Genomic DNA, 24,287 nt, shown 5'->3' with positions numbered 1-24,287 from the left:
CACCGGGCTGGGCGCCCGGCCAGTCACAGGGGGAGCCTGCGGCTCAGTCCACGCCCTTGATTTTCACGACGAGCACCGCACCCAGCAGCCCGATCACGGCGGCCGCCACGTAGAGCGAGACGTACCCGCCCCAGAGGGCGACGAACGGGTAGGCGATCAGCGGCGCGAACACCTGCGGGAGCGAGTTGGCGATGTTGATGACGCCCAGATCCTTGCCGCGGCTCAACGCCGTCGGCAGCACCTGGGTGATCAGCGCGAAGTCGACGGCGAGGTAGGCGCCGAAGCCGATGCCGAGCACCGACGCGCCCACCAGGGCCCCGGGCCAGGTGGGGTCGAAGGCCAGGACCAGGGCGGCCGCGGCGATTACGGCGGAGGAGATGATGACCAGGGGTTTGCGCCGCCCCATCCGGTCGCTGAGCCGGCCGCCGATCACGCTGGTGATGATCACCATCACCGCGTACAGGCCGGTCAGGATGAGCACGCCGAATTCGGCCTCGATGCCCTGGGTTTCGCGGAGCCGGACCGCGTCCGTGAGGAAGAACAGGAGGTAGAGGGTGATCATGTGGTTGCCGATGTTCACCAGCAGCCGGGTCAGCCAGGCCCAGGCGAAGTCGGGGTACCGGGCCGGGGAGACCCAGAAGCTGCGGAGGAAGGCCGCCAGCGCGAGCGGCGGCCGCTCCCCCGGCGGGAGGGCGACGTCGTCGTTGCGCCGGTAATACAGCACGACGCCGGCGAGCAGGACGGCCGCGCAGAGGACATAGCCCAGGCCAAAGTGCCCGGCGACGACGGCGGCGATCACGGCTCCCAGCAGGATGCCGAGGGTCTGGCCCATAGCGGCGAGGCCCCCAACGGTGCCGCGCTGGGCGACGGGGACCCGGTCCGGGATCGCCGCGGTGATGGCGGCGTAGGCGGCGTTGCAGCCGGCTTGGACCAGGCACCACAGCAGCGCCATGACGGCCACGTTCGGCGCCCCGGCGAGCGCCACCAGGGCGGCGGCGCCAAGCACCGCGCCGAAGACCACCCACGGGACCCGCCGGCCCCGCCGCGCCGCGGTGCGGTCGCTCAGGGCCCCGCTCAGCGGGTTCGCCACCAAGGACACCGCCGCACCCGCCCCGGTGACCAGGGCCAGGATGGCTTCCTTCTGCCCCTCGTCGAACACCGCTGCCTGCTGGCCGAGGAGGACCTGGAGCGGGCCGAAGAAGGCGGCGTTGATGCCCACGTTGACCAGGACGACGCCGGTGGTCCACACCGGCCGGACGGGCCGGACCGGTTCGGCGGTGGCGGCCGAGGCGCTCCCGGCGGCCGGCAGATCGGACAGGCTCATGCGGTTCCCCCCGGAACGGATGTCTGGCGCGGTGGACCAGGCTGGGGCCAGACTATCGTGGGCTGCAAGAGCCACACCCGCCGCCAGAGGAGACGCCATGACCCAGACGCCCGTCAACACCGCCGACCTGTACGACGAGCGCGGGGAGGAGTTGGACTCCGTGGCCCTGCAGTTCCAGTCGCTGGGCGGGCGGAGCCACTTCGCCGGCCCGGTCCGGACCATCCGCTGCCTCGAGGACAACGGCCTGGTCAAGAGCGTGCTGGCGACCCCGGGCAACGGCGCGGTCCTGGTGGTCGACGGCGGGGGCTCGCTGCGCACCGCCCTGATGGGGGACATGATCGCCGCGAGCGCCGTGGAGAACGGCTGGGCCGGCGTCGTCATCAACGGCGCCATCCGGGACCGCGTGGCCATCGCCGGGCTCCCGCTGGGCGTCAAGGCCCTGGGCAGCAACCCGCGCAAGAGCGCCAAGAACGGCGCCGGTGAACAGGACGTGGAGCTGGTGATTGACGGCGTCAGCATCCGGCCCGGGCAGTGGATCTGGTGCGACCCGGACGGCATCCTGCTGGAGCGTTGAGACCGCCAGGAAAATTGGCCGGAAAATCAGGAACAAAGCTGGCACTAAGATAGTTACTGAAAGCAACCTTTGTGCTTAAATCCTGAATCTTTCCCCTTGGAGCAGTCATGTCCACCACCACCTCCGCCCGCCTGCCCGGCGAGGTCCTGACGCACCGTCAGACCATCACCGTCATGGTGGGCCTCATGCTCGGCATGTTCCTCTCGTCGCTGGACCAGACGATCGTCTCGACGTCCATCTACACGATCGCCAACGACCTCGACGGCCTCTCGCTGCAGGCCTGGGCGACGACGGCCTACCTGATTACCTCCACGGTGAGCACCCCCCTCTACGGCAAGCTCAGCGACATCTTCGGCCGCCGACCCCTGTACCTCGCAGCCATCCTCATCTTCCTGGCCGGGTCCCTCTACGCCGGGTCCGTCCACTCCATGACCGAGCTGGCGATTGCCCGCGGCATCCAGGGCATGGGCGCCGGCGGCCTGCTGGCCCTGGCGCTGACCATCATCGGCGACATCGTCGCCCTCAAGGACCGCGCCAAGTTCCAGGGCTACTTCATGTCCGTCTTCGGCGTCTCCTCCGTGCTGGGCCCGGTCATCGGCGGCGCGTTCGCCGGTTCCGCGAACATCCTCGGCTTCGACGGCTGGCGCTGGGTCTTCTTCATCAACATCCCGATCGGCCTGGCCGCCCTCGCCGTCGTCTTCCTCTATCTGCACCTGCCCGCTAAACACCTCAAGCAGAAGATCGACTACTGGGGCGCCGCCGCCATCACCCTGGCGATCGTGCCGCTGCTGCTGGTCGCCGAACAGGGCCGCACCTGGGGCTGGGCCTCCACGGGGGCCTTCCTCTGCTACGGGCTCGGCGTCGTCGGCATCGCCGCGTTCTTGCTGGCCGAAAAGCGCGCCGGTGACTACGCCCTGATCCCGCTTCGCCTCTTCCGCAACACCACGTTCGGGCTGTCCTCGCTGCTGAACTTCATCATCGGCATCGGCATGTTCGGCGCCATCGCGATGCTGCCCATGTACCTCCAGCTGGTCAAGGGACTCACCCCCACCGAGGCCGGCCTGATGATGATCACCTTCACGGTGGGCATCCTTACCGGCTCCATCACCGCGGGCCGGACCATCTCCGCCTCGGGCACCTACCGGATCTTCCCGATCCTGGGCACCGCGGTCCTGACCGGCGCCGCCGTCGTCATGGGCCTGTCCCTGGGTGTGGACACCCCGCTGTGGGTCCCCGGCGCGATCGCCGTGTTCTTCGGCCTGGGCCTGGGCTTCTGCATGCAGCCGCTGACCCTGGCCATGCAGGTCTCAGTCCCGCCCAAGGACATGGGCGTGGGCACCTCCTCGGCCGCGTTCTTCCGCTCCATGGGCGGCGCCGTCGGCACGGCCGTGTTCATCTCCATGCTGTTCAGCCTCGCGGCGGACAAGGTGGGCAACGGCATGAAGGCCGCCGTCCAGAACGCCGACTACCTGAAGGTGCTCAAGGACCCGGCGGTGGCGACTGATCCGGCGAACGCCAAGCTGTACGCCTTCTTCAAGGACGGCGCCAGCAACGATTCGCTGAACGACACGAGCTGGCTGCACACCGCCAACCCCGAGTTGACCCGCCCGATCACCGAGGGCTTCGCCCAATCGATCGACGCCGTCATGCTCACCGCGGCCATCCTCACCGGCATCGCGTTCCTGATCACCTTCGCGCTGCCGAACAAGAAGCTCACCGACCCGAAGGCCGCCGCCCGGGAAGGCGCCGCTGCCGCGGCGCACTGACCCGGGCGCAGGGTGACACCCTCCGGCGGGAGCGGCTTCGGCCGTCCCCGCCGGAGGCGCCTAACCGCCCGGTTCCGCTATGTTTCGGCTCACTTTCGCGGTCCCCGTGACGTGCACCATGCGGGGACCGGTGTAAAACTGGATAGTTGCGGCGCAAGCCGCTGACCACGATTTGCCGAGGGAGCCATATGACCACCACCCAGGACCAGACCGCCGCGAAGATTCCGAAGCGGGTCATCTGGCTAGCCGTGGCGGGCGCCGTCGGCGGCTTCCTCTTCGGCTTCGACTCCTCCGTCGTCAACGGCGCCGTCGATGCCATCAAGGAACAGTTCGCCCTCAGCGAGGCCGTGACCGGCTTCGCCGTCGCCGTCGCCCTGCTGGGCTGCGCGGCCGGCGCCTACCTCGCCGGGAAGGTCGCGGACCGCTATGGCCGCATCCCGGCGATGAAACTGGGCGCCCTGCTGTTCCTGGTCAGCGCCTTCGGCACCGGTTTCGCCTTCGGCGTCTGGGACCTGATCTTCTGGCGCCTGATCGGCGGCCTGGGCATCGGCCTCGCCTCGGTGATCGCCCCCGCCTACATCTCCGAGATCTCCCCGCGGCACGTCCGAGGCCGGCTGGCCTCGCTGCAGCAGCTCGCCATCACCACCGGTATCTTCGCGGCCCTGCTCTCTGACGCCCTGTTCGCCAACACCGCCGGCGGCGCCGACCAGAACCTTTGGTTCGGCATCGAGGCCTGGCGCTGGATGTTCATTGCAGGCGCCGTCCCCGCCGTGATCTACGGCTGGATCGCGTTCACCCTGCCGGAATCCCCGCGGTTCCTGGTGGTCAAGGGCAAGGACGAGGAGGCCCGCAAGGTCTTCAAGTCAATTGCCCCGAACGAGGAAACGGACCGTCACCTGCGCGACATCAAGGACGCCATCGAAGAGGACAAGATCGCCGGCAAGAAGGGTTCGCTGCGCGGCAAGGCCCTGGGCCTGCAGCCGGTGGTCTGGATCGGCATCATCCTCTCCGTGCTGCAGCAGTTCGTCGGCATCAACGTGATCTTCTACTACTCCACCACCCTGTGGAAGGCCGTCGGGTTCCAGGAAAAGGACTCGCTGACCATCTCGGTAGCCACGGCCATCACCAACATCCTGGTCACCCTCGTGGCGATCGCCCTGGTGGACCGGGTGGGCCGCCGCCCCATCATGCTGGCCGGTTCGATCGGCATGGCCGCCTCGCTGGCCACCATGGCCGTGGCCTTCGGCTCCGCGACCGGCTCGGGTGAGAACATCACGCTCCCCGGCGGCTGGGGCCCTGCGGCGCTGGTGGCCGCCAACGTCTTCGTCATCAGCTTCGGCGCCTCCTGGGGTCCGCTGGTGTGGGTGCTGCTGGGCGAGATCTTCCCGTCCCGCATCCGCGCCCGCGCGCTCGGCCTGGCCGCGGCCGCCCAGTGGATCGCCAACTTCGCCATCACGCTGAGCTTCCCCGTCATGGCCGCCGCATCGCTGCCGCTGACCTACGCCATGTACGCCCTGTTCGCGGCGGCGTCGTTCTTCTTCGTGATGTTCAAGGTCCCGGAGACCAACGGCATGGCCCTGGAGCACGCCGAGACGCTGTTCGTCCCGAAGGGTTCCGCCAAGAAGTAAGCAGCCCAGCGGGCAGCCCAGTCGGCGGTTCAGCCGGCAAAAGCACAAAGGTCAGGCCCATGTTTCCGCGGAAACATGGGCCTGACCTTTTGTTGCTACCGGACGGCTAGACCAGGTGCGGCTCGTGCGAGCTGAGGAACCGTCGTCCGCCGAGGACCACCGCGATGGCCACGGCCATGGCGACGGCGGCCGCGAAGAACGGCACCTGCGGGCCGAAGTGCTCGCCCAGCTGGGCGGCGGCGAACGGCGCCAGCGCGCCGCCCATCCAGCGCACGAAGTTGTAGCCGGCGGAGGCCACCGGACGCGGGGAGTCGGAGACGCCCATGGCCAGTTCGGTGTAGATCGTGTTGTTCACGCCCAGCAGGGCGCCGGAGACCACCACGAGGGTGACGACGGCGGGCACGGAGTGGCCCGCGGACAGGCCCAGGCCCACCAGGTCCAGCAGCAGCAGGGCCAGGGTGCCGGAGAGGACCCGGACGGCGCCGAAGCGGCGCTGCAGGGCGGGCGCCACGAAGACGGAGAACACGGCGACGGCGACGCCCCAGCCGAAGAAGACCGCGCCGATGCCGTAGGCGTCCATCCCGAGGATGAACGGGGTGAAGGCAAGGATGGTGAAGAAGCCGTAGTTGTAGAACAGGCCGCTTGCGGCGGTGGTGCGCAGGCCCTTGTGGCCCAGGGCCAGCAGCGGGTCGCGGAGCCGGACCTTGCGTTCGGGCAGCGGCGTCTTGGGCAGCAGGGCAATCAGGGCGATGAAGGCGGCGGCCATCAGCACGGCGGTGCCGAAGAACGGGGCGCGCCACTGCCAGCCGCCCAGCAGGGCGCCAAGCAACGGGCCGAGCGAGATGCCCAGGCCGAGGGCGGCCTCATAGAGGATGATCGCAATGCCGGCGCCGCCGCTGGCCACGCCGACGATCACGGCGAGGGCGGTGGCCACGAAGAGGGCGTTGCCCAGACCCCAGCCGGCACGGAAGCCCACGAGCTCACCGACGGATCCGGAGAAGCCGGAGAGGGACGCGAAGACCACGATGATCGCCAGGCCGGTCAGCAGCGTGCGCTTGCCGCCGATCCGGGAGGAGACGAAGCCCGTGATGAGCATGGCGATGGCCGTGACCATGAAGTAGCTGGTGAACAGCAGCGAAACCTGGCTGGGGGTGGCCTCCAGGTTCTTGGCGATGGCCGGGAGGATGGGATCCACCAGGCCGATGCCCATGAAGGCGAAGACGGCCGCGAGGGCCGTGGCCCACACCGCCTTCGGCTGCTTGAGGAACGAGGCCTTTTCGGCTTCGAGGGTTGATGATGCTTCCGGCGCTGGGGCCGTGAGCTGGCCGTCCATGGAGGGCGCTCCTAGGGTCGTGGATGTACGGGGTGGTCTGTGTGGCGCCGGGCGGGGCCGGCGCGGTGGCCGCGGGTCAGGTCTGGACGGATTCGTTGATCCGGCCGATCACCGGCATGGCGGCGGCCAGGGCCCGCCGGTCTTCCTCCGGGAGGCCGCCGAGGATCTGCGCCATGACGGCGTTGCGGCGGGCGTTCGCGGATTCGACGGCGGTGTGTCCCGCGGCGGTGAGCCGGACGCGGACGGCCCGGGAATCGGCGGGGTCCGCCTCCCGCAGGACCAGGCCCGCGCGCTCGAGCTTGATGATCTGCTCCGTGGCGCTGGGAACCTTGACGCCCTGATTGCGGGCGATCTCGCCCACCCGGACGCCGCCGTCGGACTCCGCCTCCAGCAGCATCTTGAGCGTGCTGATCTGGGCGGCGCTCAGCTCGCCGTCGGCGTCGAGGCGGCGCACCAGGTAGATGCTGTGCCGCAACGCCTCGCGGAAGTCCTGGGCCAGGGCGAGCAGGTCCTCGCCGGGGGTCTCATCGTTCATACTTAGGAAGCCTAACAGTTAGGGTGCCTAAGAGTCAAGGATGACGCCGGGACGACCCATAACGCGCGCCCAGGGCTAACCCTGTACTTTGGAAGGGCTGATTTGTAACCGCCGTCACCCCTTCGGCGGACCATTCGAAGGATCTTTGATATGCCCGAACAGACCACCGCGGGGCAAAGAACTGCCTCCAGCCGGGACACCGAGCCCCACCTCGCCCGCTCGCTGAGCAACCGCCACATCCAGCTGCTCGCCATCGGCGGGGCCATCGGCACCGGGCTCTTCATGGGCTCCGGCAAGACCATCTCGGTGGCCGGCCCGTCCGTGATCTTTGTGTACATGATCATCGGCTTCATGCTCTTCTTCGTGATGCGCGCCATGGGCCAACTGCTGCTCTCCAACCTGAACTACAAGTCCTTCAGCGACTTCGCCGGCGACCTGCTGGGCCCGTGGGCCGGCTTCTTCACCGGCTGGACCTACTGGTTCTGCTGGGTGGTCACCGGCGTCGCCGACGTGATCGCGATCGCCGGTTACGCCGAGGAGCTCTGGCCCGGCATCCAGCTCTGGGTCCCCGGCATCGCCACGATCGTCATCCTGCTGCTGCTGAACCTGCCCACGGTCAAGGCCTTCGGCGAGACCGAGTTCTGGTTCGCGCTGATCAAGATCGTGGCGATCGTCGCGCTGATCGTGGTGGGCCTGGTCATGATCTTCACCGGCTTCCAGTCCAACGCCGGCACCGCCTCCTTCAGCAACCTCTGGAGCCACGGCGGCTTCTTCCCCAAGGAGTTCATGGGCTTCGTGGCGGGCTTCCAGATCGCCGTCTTCGCCTTCGTCGGCATCGAACTCGTGGGCACCGCCGCGGCCGAAACCAAGAACCCGGAGCACAACCTGCCCCGCGCCATCAACGCGATCCCGCTGCGCGTCATGCTGTTCTACGTGGGCGCCCTCATCATCCTGATGTCCGTCACCCCGTGGACCGGCTTCAAGGCCGGCCAGAGCCCCTTCATCGCCATGTTCTCCCTGGCCGGCCTCGGTATGGCCGCCACGGTGGTGAACCTGGTGGTCCTGACCTCCGCGATGTCCTCGGCCAACTCCGGCATCTACTCCACCTCCCGGATGGTCTACGGCCTGGCGAACGACGGCGACGCCCCCAAGGTCTTCGGCCGGCTCTCCAGCCGCAAAGTCCCGCAGAACGCCCTGTTCCTCTCCTGCGTGCTGCTGCTCGCCGGGGTCGTGCTGCTCTACGCGGGCAAGGACGTGGGCACCGCGTTCGACATGGTCACCACCGTCTCGGCGGTCTGCTTCATGTTCGTCTGGAGCATCATCCTGGCCAGCTACCTGGTCTTCCGGAAGCGCCGGCCGCAGCTGCACGACGCCTCCACCTTCAAGATGCCCGGCGGCATCCCGATGGTGTGGGTGGTGTTCGCGTTCTTCGCGTTCCTGGTCTGGGCGCTGACCACCCAGCCGGACACCCTGGTGGCCCTGCTGGTCACCCCGCTGTGGTTCGCCATCCTGGGCGTCGCGTTCGCCGTCGTCCGGCGGTCCCCGCTGCACCAGGCCCGGGTGGCCGAGTGGAAGTCCATGGCCGACGCCGAAACCGCCGCCGCCCGCCCCTGACGCTCCCGCAGGTCCTGTAGCAAAACGACGGGCCCTCCCTCACATGATGTGAGGGAGGGCCCGTTGTTTGTTGGTGCAGCAGAACGCCGTCAGAGCGCGGCCTTGGCCTCCGTGACCAGGGCGCAGACGGCGGGGAACAACGGATGGGTCGGCTCCAGGCCGGTGATCCGGGCGGTGGCGTCCTCCGGGCTGGAGGACGCCAGGATCTGGCCCAGCTCCACGGCCTCGGCATCGGCCGGGTCGTTGAAGCGCAGCGCGGCGGCCATCGCCCCGAGGAGCGCCTCCGGGACGATGCCCCGCTCGGCCAGCTCGGCGGCCGGTCCGATGAAGCGCTCGTGCCGGCTGAGCTTGCGCAGCGGTGCCCGGCCCACCCGGTTCACGGTGTCCGGCAGGTACGGGTTGGTGAAGCGGCCCAGGATCTTCTGCACGTAGGCTTCCTGCTCGTCACGGTTGAAGCCGTGCTTGGCCACCAGCAGTTCCTTGGTCTCGTCCAGGACGGCCCGCACGTCCGCGGCCACGTCCTGGTCCGCCATGGCGTCCGAGATCTTCTCCAGCCCGGCGTCGAAGCCGAAGTACGCCGCGGAGGCGTGCCCGGTGTTGACGGTGAACAGCTTCCGCTCGATGTAGGGGCCCAGGTCGTCGACGAACGTGGCGCCCGGGATGACCGGCTGGTGGTCCCCGAACGGTGTCCGGTCGATGACCCACTCGTAGAAGGTCTCGACGGTGACGTCCAGGCCCTGGCCGGCCTCCTGGTTGGGCACGATCCGGTCCACGGCGGTGTTGGCGAACACCGCGGCTGCCGCCAGGTCGCCGGCGGCCGGATCCCACTGGGCGGTGATTTCGGATTTCAGGATGTCCGTCGCGTTGATGGCGTTCTCGCACGCCATCACCTGCAGCGGAGCCAGCCCCGCCGCGCGGGCCGCGATCCCCTTGGCGATCACGGGCGCCACGAACTTGAGGATGTGCGGCCCGACGGCGGTGGTGACGACGTCCGCCGTCGCGATCTCCGCGACGACGGCGTCCTCCTGGCTGCCGGAATTCAGCGCGCGGAAGTTGTCCACCGTGCGCACGGCCGGGGTCTCCCCCACCTCGTGCACCCGGTAGCTGTCCGCCGCGGCGAGCTGGGAGATCAGCGCGTCCGCGACGTCCGCGAACACCACCTCATAGCCCGCTTCGTGCAGCAGCAGCCCGACAAACCCTCGGCCGATGTTCCCGGCTCCGAAATGAACAGCCTTCACTAGTCATTGACCTTTCCCAGCAGGTCCAGCACTTCGTCGACGGTGGTGGCCGCCTCCAGTTGTGCGACCTGCGCCTTGTTGGTGAACACCTTCGCGATCGAGGAGAGGATCTGCAGGTGCTCGTTGTTCACGCCGGCGACGCCGACGACGAACTTGACCTCTTTGCCGTTCCAGTCGATGCCCTCCGGGTACCTGACCACGGACACCGCGGACTTCATGATGTGGTCCTTGGCGGCGTTGGTGCCGTGCGGGATGGCGAGGTAGCTGCCCATGTAGGTGGAGACAGATTCCTCGCGTTCGTGCATGGCGTCCAGGTAGCCGGAATCGACGGCGCCACGGTCCAGCAGGAGCCGGCCGGCCTCGTCGATCGCGCCGTCACGGGTGGTGGCGGAGCCTTGCAGGACCACGCTGCCGGCCACCAGGATGTCCGACGGTGCGGCCGTCCCGGCTTCCGCGGGAGCGGTTGCGGTTCCGGCAGGCGCGGCGGTTCCCGCGGCAACGGCGCCGGAGGCGTCCGCCGGGGCGTTGCTGCTGCGGACCAGCTCCACGACCTCGTCATAGCGCGGCGAGTTCATGAAGTTGTCCACGGAGACGTGCACGGCGCTGGCGGTGACGGGCCTGGCCCGTTCGGTCAGGTCCTGGTGGGTGATGACGACGTCGTAGCTGTCGCTGAGGTTCGCGATGGCGGAGTTGGTGACCTTGACGTCCGGGTAGCCGGCCGCCTTGATCTTATTCCGCAGTACCGAGGCGCCCATCGCGGAGGAGCCCATGCCGGCGTCGCAGGCGAAGACAATGTTCTTCACCGGTCCGGCCAGCACGGCGACGCCGCCGGCACCCGCACCGGCGCCCGTGAGCGCGGAGGAGACGGAGCTCTTCTTGCCCTTCATGGCTTCCATCCGGCTGGTGGCGGCGCCGAGTTCGTCGCCCTCGACGTCCTTGCTGGACTTGAGGATGACGGACGCGATCAGGAAGGACACCGTGGCCGCCAGCACCACGGACAGTCCCACGCCCAACAGGCTGTCCGCCGGGGTGGCGGCGAAGACGGCGATGATGCTGCCCGGCGCGGCCGGGGAGCGCAGGCCGGCGCCGGTGAGGACCAGGGTGAAGATGCCGGTCATGCCGCCGCCGATCGCGGCGAGGATGATGATCGGCTTCATCAGCACGTAGGGGAAGTAGATCTCGTGGATGCCGCCGACGAACTGGATCAGCGCGGCGCCGGGGGCCGAGGCCTTGGCCATTCCCTTGCCGAAGAGCATGTAGGCGAGCAGGATGCCGACGCCGGGGCCGGGGTTGGCCTCGAGCAGGAACAGGATGGACTTGCCCTGGGCGAGGGCCTGTTCGGTGCCCAGCGGGGTGAGGATGCCGTGGTTGACGGCGTTGTTCAGGAACAGCACCTTGGCGGGTTCGATGAAGATGCTGGTCAAGGGCAGCAGGCCGTTGTTGACCAGGAATTCGACGACGGCGCTGGCGCCGTTGCTGAAGGCCTTGACCACCGGGCCGATGACCAGCATGCCGAAGATGGCCATGATGGCGGCGACGATGCCGGCGGTGAAGTTGTCGATCAGCATCTCGAAGCCGGGCTTGACCTTGTTCTCCCAGAGGCTTTCGAGCTTCTTCATGATCCAGGCCGTGAGCGGGCCCATGATCATGGCGCCGATGAACATCGGGATGTCCGTGCCGACGATCACGCCCATGGTCGCCGCCGCGCCGACGACGCCGCCGCGGACGCCGTAGACCATCCGGCCGCCGGTGTAGCCGATTAGCAGCGGCAGCAGGTAGGTGATCATCGGGCCGACCAGCTTGGCCAGTTCGGTATTGGGGGTAAAGCCCGCCGGGATGAAGAAGGCGGTGATGATGCCCCAGGCGATGAAGGCGCCGATGTTCGGCATGATCATGCCCGAGAGGAAGGTGCCAAATTTCTGGACGCCGACCCGCACGCTGCTACGGGGTTTCGCAACTGTCTCTGTTGCCATGTGATTTCCTAACCGTGTTTTCCTGCTGCACCGCAGGAGTGTCCGATATTTCGACGAGCTAGCTGGTGGAACTGATAGAGATCCGGTGGAGCCATTCGAGGAAGAGCTTGAGTTCAGAGCTGGAGAGCTGGTCCGAGTGCGAGGACTGCAGGGCCGCGTTCAGGGCGATCGCGGCCACCACCACCGGCGACTTGCCGGGGTCTTCCGGGTCGGCCTCGCGGGCCAGATCAGTGGAGACGGCGAAGATCATGGCGTCCCGGGTCATGGCCGAGAGCTCCAGGTTCCGTTCGGGGGCCTTCTCCGTGATGAGCATCAGGGTCACACCCACGTTTGCGGCCAGGATGCTGCGCGCCGCTTCCTTGGGCGGGACGGCCAGGTGGCCGGCCACGGCGGCCTTGTTCAGCATGCCTTCAAGCAGCGCCTCGGCGTCGGCGACGACGGCGGGGCGGCTTTCGGGGCGGATGTTACCGAACATGACCAGGTACAGCTCGGGCTGCTTCAGGCCGAACTGCACGTGCTTGTCCCACATCCGCCGGATGTTCTCCAGCGGACGTCCGGAGGGTTCGAAGTCCCGCTCCCCCGCCACGTACTCCTCGAAGCCGGCCGCTACGACGGCGTCGAACAGGCCTTCCTTGTCCCCGAAGTGGTGGTAGAGCGTGGGTGCCGTGACTCCGGCCAGCTGCGTGATCTGGCGGGTGGAGACGGCGGCGCCTCCGGATTTGGCCAGCAGTCCGGCGGCTGCGCGGAGCAGCCGGATTTTGGGCGGTAGCTGGCCATCGATACTCATAGCCGCTACCCTAGCACCTATAGCAACGCTATATGAAGTGCATCACAACACTTTTTTCATCGACTTTTTCAGGTGCTCCAGGTTCCGGGTTGACGTAGTGGACGGCCACGGGAAATCTAGGGTCTAGCGGCTCAGCAGCGGCATCTGAACCGTCTTACTGGCTCACGGCAGAGAATGAGGACTTTCAGTGCAGAACTTCCAAGGTGTAGGCGTCAGCCCCGGCCGGATCATCGGCACCATCCGTCAGATGCCCAAACCGGTCAGCGAGCCGCCCGCCGGAGAGCAGCTGCCCGCCGGCGTCTCCGCCGAGGATGCGACGGCCGCGCTGAAAGCCGCCGCGAAGGCCGTGCACGACCAGCTCAAGAACCGCGCCCAGACCGTCAGCGGTGACGGCAAGGCCGTGCTGGAAGCCACCGCCCTGATGGCCACGGACACCATGCTGCTGAAGACCGCCGGGAAGCTGATCGCCCGCGGCACCTCCAACCAGCGGGCCATCTGGGAGGCCGGCGCCTCCGTCTCGGAGATGCTGCACAACCTCGGCGGCTACATGGCCGAACGTGCCACCGACGTCCTGGACGTCCGCGCCCGGATCGTCGCCGAACTGCGAGGCGTGCCCGCCCCCGGTATTCCCAGCGCCGAGACTCCCTTCATCCTCATCGCCGAGGACCTGGCCCCGGCCGACACCGCCACCCTGGACCCGGAAAAGGTCCTGGCCCTGCTCACCGCCGGCGGCGGGCCGCAGTCGCACACCGCGATCATCGCCCGCTCGCTCGGCCTGCCCGCCGTCGTCGCGGCCGCGGGCGTGGACGCCCTGGCCGACGGCACCGAGGTCTACGTCGACGGCGCCGCCGGCACCATCACCGCCGAGCCCGGCGACGAACAGCGCCACGCGGCCGAACAGTGGGCAGCTACCGCGTCGCTGCTGGCCGACTTCGACGGCACCGGAACGACGGCGGACGGGCACCAGGTGCCGCTGCTGGCGAACGTCGGCGGCGGCAAGGACGCGGCGGCCGCCGCCCGGCTCAACGCCCAGGGCGTGGGCCTGTTCCGCACCGAGTTCTGCTTCCTCGAACGCGACAATGAGCCGAGCGTGGACGAGCAGGCGGCCGCCTACAAGGAGGTGTTCGACGCCTTCCCCGGCAAGAAGGTGGTGCTGCGCACCCTGGACGCCGGCGCTGATAAGCCGCTGCCGTTCCTGACCGACGCCACCGAACCCAACCCGGCGCTCGGCGTCCGCGGCTACCGCACCGATCTGACCACCCCCGGCGTCCTGGAGCGCCAGCTGCAGGCGATCGCCCGCGCCGCGGCCGAGTCCGACGCCGACGTCTGGGTGATGGCCCCGATGATCTCCACCGCCGAGGAGGCGGCCCGCTTCGCCACCATGTGCGCGGAGGCCGGCCTCAGGACCCCCGGCGTCATGGTCGAGGTCCCGTCCGCCGCCCTCACCGCCGAAGCGATCCTGCGCGAGGTCTCCTTCGCCAGCCTCGGCACCAACGACCTGACCCAGTACGCCATGGCCGCGGACCGGCAACTCGGCCCGCTGGCCGGCCTGAACACCCCGTGGCAGCCCGCCGTGCTCCGCCTGGTGGGACTGACCGTGGAGGGCTCAATCGCCGAGGGCCACGGCAAGTCTGTGGGCGTCTGCGGCGAGGCCGCCGCGGACCCGGCCCTGGCCGTGGTCCTCACCGGCCTGGGCGTGACCACCCTGTCCATGACCGCCCGCTCCATCGCCGCCGTGGCCGCGGTCCTGAAGACCGTGTCCCTGGCCGAGGCGCAGGAACTGGCGAAGCTGGCCCTCTCCGCCCCGAGCGCCACGGACGCGCGCGCCTGGGTCCGGGCCAAGCTTCCGGTCCTGGAGGAACTGGGCCTCTGAGCCGGACCTCCAAAGCAGCCGCCGCGGCGGGCGCGGGACGCTAGGATGCAGTCCATGACACTCATCGCGCCCCGGGTCACCGCCGCGCTCCCCGCCGAGGACGCCCAGGCCCTCCGCTACGCCCTCGACGGCAGCACCGACGTCACCGTTTTCGTCGACGGGACGGTCCACCGGCTGCCCGCCTCCGCCCGGGACGCCGTCGTGGATCTGCTGCAGCGCTTCAGCCGCGGCGAATCCGTCACGGTCAGCAGCGTCGAGGAGATGCTGACCACCTCACGGGCGGCCGAACTGGCCGGGATCTCGCACACCTACCTGCGCAACATGACGGACCGCGGGGAGATCCCGGTCCAGTACCGCGGGACGCACCGGCGGATCCGACTGGCGGACATCATGGCGTGGCTGGAGACGCAGAAGAAGAGCGGGGCCGCGGCCGGGGAGCCCGCCGAATCCCCCGTTTCCGCCGAAGAATCCTGACGGCGTGATAAGGATCAAGCAACAATCCGGCCCCGGGGCGAAAGTGCGGCGGACCCCGGGGTTACGCTGGAATTGTGGGTAAGTTCAGAGGGTGGCACATCCTGGCCGGCATCGCCGCCATGGTGATCACCGGCATCCTCGGAAACCTGATGGGGCTGAACAACACCGCCTCCTTCATGGCCAGCTGCGTGGTCTTCGTCGCCGTCGCCCTCTGGACCGAAAGCCGGCTCACGCGCCGCCGGCGGGAAACCGCCCGGCAGGCCCCGCGCGACTCGGTGCACGATCGCCCGGAGCCGGACGAGCGGTAGATTCCCGCAGGGTCCCTGGCCGTTCGCACCCGGCCGCTAGATCCTTGGCCGCTCGGCCCAGCGCCGCGCCTTGAGCGCCGCGTGCAGTTCCAGCCGGACCAGGCCCTTGAGCGGGTCGACGCCCAACAGCTGCCGGATCCGTCCCAGCCGGTTGTAGATGCTGCTGCGGTGCAGGTGCAGCTTCGCCGCGACGTCCTGGACCGAGCCGTCGTTGTCGTAGAACAGCTCCAGCACCGGCAAGAGCTCCCCGTTCCGGTCATGGTCGGCCAGGGTGCGGAAGTGCACCGACCCCGCATCGGCCCACGCCCCGGCGCCGCCGCCCGCGGAGGCCAGCAGCTGATAGATCCCGGTGGCCCGGCAGTCCACCAGCTCCCCCAGCTGCGGATCGACGGCGGCCGCCTGCGCCGCCTGGCGCGACTGCTGGTACGCCTCCACGAGACCCCGGGGCCGGGAAAATCCCTCCGAGGTTCCCAGGATGATCCGCCGGACGGGCCGGCCGGAGCGCTTGGCCAGTTCGAGCTGATAGTGCACCAGCACCTGGGCGTGGTCCGCCCGGCCGGTGGACTCCTTGAACAGGATCACCGCGTGGGTCTCCGTTCCGGCGCTGAAGAGGGCCGCGTCCACGCCGATGGTGGCCTGCAGCGCGGCGGAGCGGTGGACCAGCATGGCGTCCGTGGGGTCCGATCCCTCGGCCCAGCCGTCGGCGTCGAGCACGGTGACCAGCTGCCAGGGCCCCCGGCCTTGGACTTCCTTCCAGCCCGCAACGGCGGCGACGGCGTTCGCCTCCCCGCGGCAGGCGGCCAGGAATTCCCGTTCCCGGCGGCGGCGGAATTCGGATTCGGCGGTGTTGGAGTCCAGCAGCAGTGCCGAGAGCTGCTCGAGGTCGCGGGCCACGTCCGGCAGCTGGGCCAGGACGGATCCGGCGGTGGGTTCTCCGGCGTCGAGCTGGACCCAGAGGTAGCCCACCCGGAAGCCGCGGACCAGCAGGGGTACGCAGACCCGGCCCAGCATGCCCAGCTCCTCGTTCGCCGGGACCACTACCGGCCGGACCGCGGTGGCGATGCCGTGCGAGAGTTGCCAGGCGCTGACGTCCACCGGGACGCGCTTGCTGAGCAGGAAGTTCACCCGGACCCGGTCCGCGGCGGACTGGTTGGAGGAGTAGGCGAGCAGGACGCCGTCGAGGTCCTCGAGGGACAACCCGCGCCCGAGGCGCATGGCCACGCGCTCCACGAGCTGCTCGACGTCCTGCTGCTGCATGCTGCCACAGTACTGCCCCGCCCGGGCCGCGGCGAAGCCGGACCACTTCGGACAGCAGGCGACACCTGCCGCCCGCACCCTCGACATCTGTCGAAACGCGCCGGACAACATCCGCGGAATGGCGGGGTTTTCGCGTCGGGCGGGCAGGACGTCCCTGTCGCCTGCCTCACAGCCGGTCCTATTCTGGAATCACGACTTCCCCCGTACACCCGGCCGGCCAGGCCGCCACTTTTGGAGCTTCACACATGATCATCGGTGTCCCCAAAGAGATCAAGAACAACGAATTCCGCGTCGCCATCACGGCGGCCGGCGTGCACGAATTCCGCCACCACGGCCACACCGTCCTGGTGGAGCGCGGCGCGGGCCTGGGCTCGGGCATCACGGACGAGGAATACGCCATCGCCGGCGCCGAGATCGTGGCCGAGGCCGACGACGTCTGGGCCCGCGCCGACATGGTGATGAAGGTCAAGGAGCCGGTCAAGGCCGAGTACCACCGCTTCCGCAAGGGCCTGATCCTCTTCACCTACCTGCACCTGGCCGCCGAGCCGGAACTGACCCAGGAACTGATCAACTCCGGCGTCACCGCGATCGCCTACGAGACCGTGCAGGAGGGCCGCGCGCTACCGCTGCTGGCGCCCATGTCCGAGGTCGCCGGCCGCCTGTCGGTCCAGGTGGGCGCCACATCGCTGATGGCTCCGGCCGGCGGCAAGGGCGTGCTGCTCGGCGGCGTCCCAGGCGTCCGCCCGGCCAAGGTCGTGGTCCTGGGCGCCGGCGTGGCCGGCACCAACGCCGCCGCCATGGCCCTGGGCCTCGGCGCGGACGTCACCATCCTGGACATCAACATCAACCGGCTGCGTGAACTGGACGCCCAGTACCAGGGCCGCCTGAAGACCGTCGCGTCCAACGCCTACGAGATCGAAAAGTCCGTGGTCGACGCCGACCTGGTCATCGGTTCGGTGCTGATCCCGGGCGCCAAGGCCCCCAAGCTGGTCACCAACGAGCTGGTCTCCCGGATGAAGCCGGGCTCGGTCCTGGTGGACATCGCCGTGGACCAGGGCGGCTGCTTCGAGGACACCCACCCCACCACGCACCAGGAACCCACGTACAAGGTCCACAACACGATCTTCTACTGCGTGGCCAACATGCCCGGCGCCGTGCCGAACACCTCCACCTACGCCCTGACCAACGTCACGCTGCGCTACGGCGTGGCGCTGGCCAACCTGGGCGTCAAGGCCGCGTTCGATCGGGACGCCTCCCTGGCCGCCGGCCTGAACATCGCCGCCGGCAAGGTGGCGCACCGGTCTGTCTCCGAGGCGCACAACCTGCCCCTGGTCTCCGACTGGCACGAGCTCGTCTCGGCGTAACTCACGCCGGTCAGCCGTTTGAACGGCAGTCATCCGTACGGATGGCTGCCGTTCGGGCGTTAGGGCCTCTCCCCGGCCAGTACCCGGGCCTGCTCGATGATCTCCAGGGCCTCGACGGCGTCCTGCGGGTCGACCGGGACGGGCAGGGGCGAGTTCGCGCCGCCGTCGGCGATCTTCTCCGCGAGCAACCGGTAGAACTCCGGGTAGGCGCCGCGTTCGGTGGGCAGCCGATCCAGGCGGCCGTCACGGCCCAGCAGGCCGGCCCACTCCGTGTCCTCGACGCCGTACGCCGCGTCAAGCGGGCTGCCGCCGGCCGCCAGGTAGGGTTCCTGCGGGTCCACGCCGTGTTTGGTGTAGCCGCCGCCGCTGCCCAGGATTCGGAACCGCGGCCCCTGCTGGGCGCAGAGCAGGTTCATCCAGAGGTGGCTCGTCACCCCGGAGTCGTGCCGCAGCGCCACGAAGGCGTCGTCGTCTGAGGCCCCGCCGGGCCGCCGCACGGCCAGCTCGGCATGGCGGAGCGTGGCGGGCCCGAAGAGCTGCAGGGCCTGGTCCACCAGGTGGGTGCCCAGGTCGTAGAGCACCCCGCCGCCCTCGGCCGCGGTCGCCGCCGCCTTCCACGGCTTACTGACCGCCGGGGACCAGCGCTCGAACCGGGACTCGAAGCGCGCCACTTGGCCCAGGCTGCCGGCCGCCAGCAGACCGCGGACGGTCAGGAAGTCGCCGTCCCAGCGGCGGTTTTGGAACACGGTGAGCACCCGGCCCAGCCGCTCGGCCAGGCCGGTCAGCTCCCGGCCCTCGGCGCTGGTCACGGTGAACGGCTTGTCCACCACGACGTCGAGCCCGGCCTCCAGTGCGGCGCGGGCGAGCGGGTAGTGCGTGGCCGGCGGGGTGCCGAGCACCAGCAGGTCCAGGCCGTCCGCGCCCGCCAGGATGGCCTCCGGGGTGTCCACCAGCCGGGCGCCCGGGTAGCGTTCGGCGGCCGCGGCGCGCCGGCCCGGGTCCGCGGTGGCGATGACCTCCAGCGAATAGGCGGGGTCCGCGGCGATCAGGGGGGCGTGGAAGACGCTGCCGGAGAGGCCGAACCCGGCGACGGCGGTGCGAAGGGGGTGCGTGGGGGCTGCCATGGGTCCACGCTACCGGCCCCTTGCATACGGAGGGGTGCTCCCTCGGTTTCGGCTACAAAATGGCGACGCTCCCCCACGAAGTGAGGGAGCGCCGCCCGAATTCCCGCTTAAGCTGCGGGAGCGTCGGTGGGGAGGTTACTTCTTTTCCCAGCCGATGGTGGTCCAGTCCGGAACCTGGGACAGGCTCTTGAACAGGGAGGGACCGTAGTTCGCCAGGCCCGTGCGGGCGAAGGAGATCTGCGGGCCGTTCATCACGACGCCCATGGAGAAGTACTTCGCCATGTGCTCCTTCTCGACCTCCATGGCCGCCTTGTTGCGCTCGGCGTTGTCGGCGATGGTGGAGAGCTTCTTGATCTTCGCGTCGAGGTCGGCGTCGCCGAGCTCGTTCTCGTTGGTCTTGGAGTCGTAGAACTGCTTGACGGAGTCGGTCGCGTCGGCGCCGACGGTGTAACCGGAGACGCTCAGGAAGAAGTCGCGGCTGCCCAGGACCTTGCCGAAGTCGGCGGAGGCACGCTGGTCGATGCCGACATCCATGCCGCCGGCCTGGAGCTGCTTCTGCAGGGTCTGGGCGAAGGCGAGCGTGGTGGGGTCGTCACCGAAGTTGCTGATCTTGAAGGCGGCGGGGACGCCGTCCTTTTCCATGATGCCCGCGGCGTTGGCCTTGTAACCGGCGTCGGTCAGGACCTTCTTGGCGGCGTCGGGGCCGGTCTCGGTGACGGGGTAGTTGTCCTGGTAGTACTTCGAGAACGGCAGCAGCATCATCGAGCCGGAGCTTTCCTCTTCCCAGTTCAGCCCGTTGAAGCGGACCTTGCGGAGGGCCTCGCGGTCAACTGCGGTGAAGATCGCCTTGCGGATGGCGACGTCGGTCATCGGAGCCTTCTGGGCGTTGATGTTCAGGCCGCCGGCGAACAGGCGCTGGCCGCGCCGGATCTCGGAGTTCTTGGTGCCGTCGAGCTGCTTGTACGGCGTGATGGTGTTTGCGGACACACCATCGATTTCACCGTTCTTGAACGCAGCGATCGCGGCGCTGGACTCGAGCTGGCGGAAGACAACGCTTTCCAGCACCGGCTTGGTGCCCCACCACTTGTCGTTCGGGACCATGGTGACGGTCTTCGCGGCGGTGTCGTACTTGTCCACCTTGAACGGGCCGGCCATCCACTCGGGGTGCATGTCGCCGGTGAAGCCGGTGTTGAAGATCTCCGGGGTGTTGACGGCCGGGTGGATGAAGCCGGTGAAGAGGGAGTCCAGCGGGTAGACCGGCTGGGTGGTGGTGACAACGACTTCCTTGTCGTTGGCGCCGGCCTTGACCGAGTCGACGAATTCGTAGGCGCCGGACGTGACAATGTCGATGTCCTTGTTCTGCCCGTTGAGCATCTTCCAGGTGTTCTCGAAGGTCTTTACGTCGATCGGGGTGCCGTCGTTGAACGTGGCCTTCGGGTTCACCTTGATGGTGATGGTCTGCTTGCCGTCCTTGACGTCGCTCTTGACGTCCTCGCAGAAGTTCTTGTTCGGCGAGGCGGTGCCGTCGAAGTCGAAGTTCCAGCAGCCCCAGGTGCCGGCCTCGTCGATCGGGCGGTGAAGGGCGGTGTTGTCCGCGCTGTTGCCGGTGTTGGAGAAGCCGTTGAAGTCCGGGCCGATGTTGCCCAGCGGCAGGGTGAGCTTACCGCCCTGCTGCAGGTCCTTCGGGTCCTTGGCGTTGATGCTGATGAGCTTGGACAGGTCGCTGCCCGAGTCCTGGCCCTTGGCGGCTTCCGGGCCCTTCGACCCGCCCCCGCCACCGCCGCAGGCGGTCAGCGCGAGAGCTGCCACGACGGCGGTGACGCCGCCGATCTTGTTGAGATTCTTCATTTTTCCCCTCATTTTTTTCTGTTGCACTGCTGCGCCTGACGGGTAGGTCAGGTGGTTTCGTGGACTACGAGCATGTCCGCGTCCAGGTCGCCGTCCGGGTAGAAGCAGGCGAATTGCTGGTCTGTGGGGGCCGACGGCGGACCGCCGGCCGGGCGGCCCGGGGCCGCCCCGGGATGTGCCGCGTTTTCGAGCACGGGCTCGATGGTCAGGCACTTCTCCTGCTTGGCGGGAGGAAGCGCGGCGAAGACCGGGCAGCGGGTCGCGAAGTTGCAGCCCTGCGGCGCATCCAGCGGCGAGGGCAGGTCACCCTGCAGGATGATCCGTTCCCGGGTGCGTTCGAGCCGCGGATCCGGCACCGGGATCGCGGAGAGCAGCGCCCGGGTGTAGGGGTGGCGGGGGCGGTCGAAGACCTCGTCGACGTCGCCGATTTCCACGATCTTGCCCAGGTACATGACGGCTACCCGGTTGGAGATGTGCCGCACCACGGACAGGTCGTGGGCCACCATCAGGTAGCTCAGGCCCAGTTCGGCGCGGAGCTGGTCCAGCAGGTTGATGACGCCGGCCTGGACCGAGACGTCCAGCGCGGAGACCGGCTCGTCCAGGACCACCAGTTTGGGATTGACCGCCAGCGCCCGGGCGATGCCGATGCGCTGCCGCTGGCCGCCGGAGAACTGGTTGGGGAAGCGGTTGACGTGGTCGGGCTGCAGGCCCACCAGCTCCATCAGCTCCATGATCCGTTTCCGGATCGCGGGCTTGGCCATGCCGGAGTTCTCCAGCGGTTCGGCCAGCACCTCGAAGACGGTGAAGCGCGGGTCCAGGGCGCCGGTGGGGTCCTGGAAGACCATCTGGAGTTCCCGGCGCATGGCGGCCTTGGTCTTCGCGTCCGAGGCGGCCTTGTTGCTCAGGCCGCCGATGGTGACCTCGCCGTCCTGGTCCCGGTGGAACTCCATGATCTCCAGGAGCGTGGTGGTCTTGCCGCAGCCGGACTCGCCCACGATCGAGAAGCACTCGCCCTCGCGGATGTCGAAGCTGAGGCCGTCCACGGCCTTGACAGTGCCGATCCGGCGCTTAATCAGGGAGCCCTTTAGCAGCGGGAAGTGCTTGCGCACGTCCGTCAGCTCCAGCACGGCCTTGCGGTCGGCGCGCGGGACGGCGTCGAACCGGGAGACCGGCACCTCGGGGGCGGAGAAGATCCGGTGCACGTCCACCCCGGCGCCCAGCTCTTCGCTCTTGATGCAGGCGGCGCGGTGCTCGAGTGTGCCGTCCCCGGCGCCGCCGACGGCCAGCAGCGCGGGCTCGCCGTCGAGGCATTCCTCCGTGGCCAGCGGGCAGCGGGGTGCGAAGGAGCAGCCGGTGGGGGCGTTGATCAGGTTCGGCGGGATGCCCTCGATCGGCACCAGCGAGGTCTTCTCGGCGGTATCCACGCGGGGCACGGCGCCGAGCAGGCCCATGGTGTAGGGCATCCGCGGGTTGTAGTAGATATCGTCGACGCTGCCGGTTTCCACCGGCCGGCCCGCGTACATCACCATGATGTCGTCCGCCATGCCGGCCACGACGCCCAGGTCGTGGGTGATCATGACGACGGCGGCCCCGGTCTCTTCCTGCGCGGTGTGCAGCACCTCCAGCACCTGCGCCTGGATGGTGACGTCCAGCGCCGTCGTCGGCTCGTCCGCGATCAGCACCCGGGGGTTGTTTGCGATCGCGATGGCGATCATCACCCGCTGCCGCATGCCGCCGGAGAACTCGTGCGGGAAGGCCTTGAGGCGGTCCTTCGGGCTGGGGATGCCCACCATGGCGAGAAGTTCGACGGCGCGCGCCTCCTTGGCCTGCTTGCTCATCCCGGGGTTGTGCACGGTGAGCGCCTCGATAATCTGGGCGCCCACGGTGTACACCGGGGTCAGCGAGGACAGCGGGTCCTGGAAGACCATGGCCATCTCGTTGCCGCGGTGGCGGCACATGGCCTTGTCGCTCAGGCCCAGCAGCTCGGTGCCGTGCAGCCGGACCGAGCCGCTGATATCGGCGGTTTCCGGGAGCAGGCCCATGATGGCCATGGAGGTCACGGACTTGCCGGAGCCGGACTCGCCCACGATGCCGAGGGTCTTGCCGGGCATCAGGTCGAAGTCGATGCCGCGGACGGCGTGGACCACGCCGTTCTCGGTGTTGAACCGGACGTTCAGGTCCCGGACGGAAAGGACGGCGCCCGCGGGCGCACTATCGGCGCTGTGCAGGCCGGCTGCATGGAGGCGTTCGGTGGTATTGAGGCGTTCGGCGGTGCCGAGGCCGGTGGTGTCGCTGCTCATGCGGTGGCCTTCTTCCTTTTCTTGGCGCTGCCAATCGAGCTGGAGCTGGGGTCGAACGCGTCCCGGAGGCCGTCGTTCATCATCGCCAGGGACCCTGTGAGCAGGAACATCACGGTCAGCGGCACCCAGAACATCCACGGGAAGGTGGAGACCTGGGAGGTGGCCTGGCCGATCAGCACGCCCAGGCTCACGTCCGGGACCTTGATGCCGATGCCGATGAAGGAGAAGGCGACCTCGGAGAGGATGGCGCCGGTGACGCCACGGGTGATGTCCAGCACCAGCAGCGAGCCGATGTTCGGGACCAGGTGACGCCAGACGATGCGCCGGGCGGGAACACCCATGTACTGGGCGGCTTTGACGAAATCCCGCTGCATCAGGGACATCGACAGAGACCGGATGAGGCGGGCGGTGCCCATCCAGCTGAAGACCAGCAGCACGATGATCAGCAGCAACCAGCTGGGCAGGCTCTTCTTCAGCCCGTCCCCGCCGCCGCTCGTGGCCACGGCCACCACCAGCAGCGCCGGCATCATGATCAGCGCTTCGAGGATGAAGAGCATGATCTTGTCGACCTTGCCGCCGAAGTAGGCCATGGTGCAGCCGTAAACGGCCGCGATCAGGACCGAGACCAGGCCCACCACCAAACCGATGAGGATGGAGACCCGAGTCCCCTCGACGGTGAGCGCGTACAGGTCGATGCCGGCCTGGGAGGTGCCCAGCAGGTGCTCGGCGGAGGGTTCGGTGCCGATGTTGAACGGGTCGATGGTCTCCTTGTCCCAGCTGGAGAGTGCCCCGCCGAAGAAGGAGAGCAGGGTCAGCAGGATGAAGATGACGAGCCCGGCGACGGCGGTCTTGTTGCGCAGGAAGCGGCGCAGGATGATCCGCGACTTGGCGATGACGACGTCGCCGTCTTCGATCTTGGCTTCCTCGGCGACCGCGGCCGGGTCGATGGCGTTGAGGTTGGTCATGG

General features: G+C 68.6%; 19 protein-coding genes. 8 read left to right on the top strand and 11 right to left on the bottom strand.

The window, feature by feature from the left end; all coding sequences use genetic code 11:
- Window positions 1-43 precede the first annotated feature (43 nt).
- The gene (locus tag QWJ39_RS08150) at window positions 44-1,324 is read right to left on the bottom strand and encodes an MFS transporter (protein ID WP_290257243.1); all 1,281 of its coding nucleotides are present in this window, start codon (window positions 1,322-1,324) and stop codon (window positions 44-46) included.
- 97 nt (window positions 1,325-1,421) lie between these two features.
- Between QWJ39_RS08150 and rraA the strand changes: the two genes are divergently transcribed.
- The 3 genes from rraA (at window position 1,422) to QWJ39_RS08135 (ending at window position 5,292) form a co-directional block, all read left to right on the top strand.
- Window positions 1,422-1,898 (top strand): ribonuclease E activity regulator RraA, encoded by a 477-nt coding sequence (gene rraA, locus QWJ39_RS08145; protein WP_290257242.1) that lies wholly within the window; start codon window positions 1,422-1,424, stop codon window positions 1,896-1,898.
- Window positions 1,899-2,005: 107 nt separating this feature from the next.
- Window positions 2,006-3,664 (top strand): MDR family MFS transporter, encoded by a 1,659-nt coding sequence (locus QWJ39_RS08140; protein WP_290257241.1) that lies wholly within the window; start codon window positions 2,006-2,008, stop codon window positions 3,662-3,664.
- 188 nt (window positions 3,665-3,852) lie between these two features.
- Window positions 3,853-5,292 carry a sugar porter family MFS transporter gene (locus QWJ39_RS08135; protein WP_290257240.1) on the top strand — a complete coding sequence of 480 codons (1,440 nt, stop codon included), beginning with the start codon at window positions 3,853-3,855 and terminating at the stop codon, window positions 5,290-5,292.
- 106 nt (window positions 5,293-5,398) lie between these two features.
- Here QWJ39_RS08135 and QWJ39_RS08130 read toward each other — a convergent pair whose 3' ends face one another.
- Window positions 5,399-6,625: an MFS transporter gene (locus QWJ39_RS08130; protein WP_290257238.1), complete on the bottom strand. Its 1,227-nt coding sequence runs from the start codon at window positions 6,623-6,625 to the stop codon at window positions 5,399-5,401.
- 76 nt (window positions 6,626-6,701) lie between these two features.
- Window positions 6,702-7,160 carry a MarR family transcriptional regulator gene (locus QWJ39_RS08125; protein ID WP_290257237.1) on the bottom strand — a complete coding sequence of 153 codons (459 nt, stop codon included), beginning with the start codon at window positions 7,158-7,160 and terminating at the stop codon, window positions 6,702-6,704.
- Between the two features lie 150 nt (window positions 7,161-7,310).
- On the opposite strand from QWJ39_RS08125, the gene cycA reads away from it, so the two are divergent.
- Window positions 7,311-8,774, top strand: a complete 1,464-nt coding sequence (gene cycA, locus QWJ39_RS08120; protein WP_290257236.1) for a D-serine/D-alanine/glycine transporter — start codon at window positions 7,311-7,313, stop codon at window positions 8,772-8,774.
- A gap of 89 nt (window positions 8,775-8,863) precedes the next feature.
- On the opposite strand, the gene QWJ39_RS08115 is transcribed toward cycA, so the two are convergent.
- The 3 genes from QWJ39_RS08115 to QWJ39_RS08105 are packed head-to-tail and all read right to left on the bottom strand — an operon-like array spanning window position 8,864 to window position 12,772.
- Window positions 8,864-10,012 (bottom strand): mannitol-1-phosphate 5-dehydrogenase, encoded by a 1,149-nt coding sequence (locus QWJ39_RS08115; protein ID WP_290257235.1) that lies wholly within the window; start codon window positions 10,010-10,012, stop codon window positions 8,864-8,866.
- Entirely contained in the window at window positions 10,012-11,985 is a 1,974-nt protein-coding gene (locus QWJ39_RS08110) for a PTS mannitol transporter subunit IICBA (RefSeq protein WP_290257234.1), read from the bottom strand. Before QWJ39_RS08110 ends, QWJ39_RS08115 begins: the two co-directional genes overlap by 1 nt.
- A 58-nt stretch (window positions 11,986-12,043) precedes the next feature.
- Window positions 12,044-12,772 carry a TetR/AcrR family transcriptional regulator gene (locus tag QWJ39_RS08105; protein ID WP_290257232.1) on the bottom strand — a complete coding sequence of 243 codons (729 nt, stop codon included), beginning with the start codon at window positions 12,770-12,772 and terminating at the stop codon, window positions 12,044-12,046.
- Window positions 12,773-12,959: 187 nt separating this feature from the next.
- On the opposite strand from QWJ39_RS08105, the gene ptsP reads away from it, so the two are divergent.
- From ptsP to QWJ39_RS08090, 3 genes are all read left to right on the top strand, one after another.
- Window positions 12,960-14,645, top strand: a complete 1,686-nt coding sequence (gene ptsP, locus QWJ39_RS08100; protein WP_290257231.1) for a phosphoenolpyruvate--protein phosphotransferase — start codon at window positions 12,960-12,962, stop codon at window positions 14,643-14,645.
- Window positions 14,646-14,699: 54 nt separating this feature from the next.
- Window positions 14,700-15,119, top strand: coding sequence for a helix-turn-helix domain-containing protein (locus QWJ39_RS08095; RefSeq protein ID WP_290257230.1), 420 nt, complete (start codon window positions 14,700-14,702; stop codon window positions 15,117-15,119).
- 74 nt (window positions 15,120-15,193) lie between these two features.
- Window positions 15,194-15,427: a hypothetical protein gene (locus tag QWJ39_RS08090; protein ID WP_290257229.1), complete on the top strand. Its 234-nt coding sequence runs from the start codon at window positions 15,194-15,196 to the stop codon at window positions 15,425-15,427.
- Window positions 15,428-15,463: 36 nt separating this feature from the next.
- Here the strand turns inward: QWJ39_RS08090 and QWJ39_RS08085 are convergent, their stop codons facing one another.
- Window positions 15,464-16,684 (bottom strand): helix-turn-helix domain-containing protein, encoded by a 1,221-nt coding sequence (locus QWJ39_RS08085; RefSeq protein ID WP_290257228.1) that lies wholly within the window; start codon window positions 16,682-16,684, stop codon window positions 15,464-15,466.
- Window positions 16,685-16,929: 245 nt separating this feature from the next.
- Between QWJ39_RS08085 and ald the strand changes: the two genes are divergently transcribed.
- On the top strand, window positions 16,930-18,048 hold the full coding sequence (ald, locus tag QWJ39_RS08080) for an alanine dehydrogenase (RefSeq protein WP_290257227.1): 1,119 nt from the start codon (window positions 16,930-16,932) through the stop codon (window positions 18,046-18,048).
- Between the two features lie 59 nt (window positions 18,049-18,107).
- Here ald and QWJ39_RS08075 read toward each other — a convergent pair whose 3' ends face one another.
- The 4 genes from QWJ39_RS08075 to QWJ39_RS08060 form a co-directional block, all read right to left on the bottom strand.
- Window positions 18,108-19,172, bottom strand: a complete 1,065-nt coding sequence (locus QWJ39_RS08075) for a Gfo/Idh/MocA family oxidoreductase (RefSeq protein WP_290257226.1) — start codon at window positions 19,170-19,172, stop codon at window positions 18,108-18,110.
- Window positions 19,173-19,307: 135 nt separating this feature from the next.
- Window positions 19,308-21,020: an ABC transporter family substrate-binding protein gene (locus QWJ39_RS08070; protein ID WP_290257225.1), complete on the bottom strand. Its 1,713-nt coding sequence runs from the start codon at window positions 21,018-21,020 to the stop codon at window positions 19,308-19,310.
- 47 nt (window positions 21,021-21,067) lie between these two features.
- On the bottom strand, window positions 21,068-23,320 hold the full coding sequence (locus QWJ39_RS08065; RefSeq protein WP_290257224.1) for an ABC transporter ATP-binding protein: 2,253 nt from the start codon (window positions 23,318-23,320) through the stop codon (window positions 21,068-21,070).
- The gene (locus tag QWJ39_RS08060) at window positions 23,317-24,285 is read right to left on the bottom strand and encodes an ABC transporter permease (RefSeq protein WP_290257223.1); all 969 of its coding nucleotides are present in this window, start codon (window positions 24,283-24,285) and stop codon (window positions 23,317-23,319) included. The genes QWJ39_RS08065 and QWJ39_RS08060 overlap by 4 nt, the downstream gene beginning before the upstream one ends.
- Between the last annotated feature and the right edge of the window lie 2 nt (window positions 24,286-24,287).

It is taken from the genome of Arthrobacter sp. YD4 (assembly GCF_030410515.1).
Taxonomy (GTDB): Bacteria; Actinomycetota; Actinomycetes; order Actinomycetales; family Micrococcaceae; genus Arthrobacter.
This window is presented reverse-complemented; position numbering and strand designations above follow the sequence as displayed.

Excerpts from the sequence above, each read along its gene's own strand:
- QWJ39_RS08070 (WP_290257225.1), bottom strand. The coding sequence starts at position 21,020 with ATGAAGAATCTCAACAAGATCGGCGGCGTCACCGCCGTCGTGGCAGCT.
- QWJ39_RS08105 (WP_290257232.1), bottom strand. The coding sequence starts at position 12,772 with ATGAGTATCGATGGCCAGCTACCGCCCAAAATCCGGCTGCTCCGCGCA.
- QWJ39_RS08095 (WP_290257230.1), top strand. The coding sequence starts at position 14,700 with ATGACACTCATCGCGCCCCGGGTCACCGCCGCGCTCCCCGCCGAGGAC.
- QWJ39_RS08150 (WP_290257243.1), bottom strand. The coding sequence starts at position 1,324 with ATGAGCCTGTCCGATCTGCCGGCCGCCGGGAGCGCCTCGGCCGCCACC.
- cycA (WP_290257236.1), top strand. The coding sequence starts at position 7,311 with ATGCCCGAACAGACCACCGCGGGGCAAAGAACTGCCTCCAGCCGGGAC.
- ald (WP_290257227.1), top strand. The coding sequence starts at position 16,930 with ATGATCATCGGTGTCCCCAAAGAGATCAAGAACAACGAATTCCGCGTC.
- QWJ39_RS08085 (WP_290257228.1), bottom strand. The coding sequence starts at position 16,684 with ATGCAGCAGCAGGACGTCGAGCAGCTCGTGGAGCGCGTGGCCATGCGC.
- QWJ39_RS08075 (WP_290257226.1), bottom strand. The coding sequence starts at position 19,172 with ATGGCAGCCCCCACGCACCCCCTTCGCACCGCCGTCGCCGGGTTCGGC.
- QWJ39_RS08125 (WP_290257237.1), bottom strand. The coding sequence starts at position 7,160 with ATGAACGATGAGACCCCCGGCGAGGACCTGCTCGCCCTGGCCCAGGAC.
- QWJ39_RS08130 (WP_290257238.1), bottom strand. The coding sequence starts at position 6,625 with ATGGACGGCCAGCTCACGGCCCCAGCGCCGGAAGCATCATCAACCCTC.
- QWJ39_RS08065 (WP_290257224.1), bottom strand. The coding sequence starts at position 23,320 with ATGAGCAGCGACACCACCGGCCTCGGCACCGCCGAACGCCTCAATACC.
- QWJ39_RS08135 (WP_290257240.1), top strand. The coding sequence starts at position 3,853 with ATGACCACCACCCAGGACCAGACCGCCGCGAAGATTCCGAAGCGGGTC.
- QWJ39_RS08140 (WP_290257241.1), top strand. The coding sequence starts at position 2,006 with ATGTCCACCACCACCTCCGCCCGCCTGCCCGGCGAGGTCCTGACGCAC.
- QWJ39_RS08110 (WP_290257234.1), bottom strand. The coding sequence starts at position 11,985 with ATGGCAACAGAGACAGTTGCGAAACCCCGTAGCAGCGTGCGGGTCGGC.
- QWJ39_RS08060 (WP_290257223.1), bottom strand. The coding sequence starts at position 24,285 with ATGACCAACCTCAACGCCATCGACCCGGCCGCGGTCGCCGAGGAAGCC.
- rraA (WP_290257242.1), top strand. The coding sequence starts at position 1,422 with ATGACCCAGACGCCCGTCAACACCGCCGACCTGTACGACGAGCGCGGG.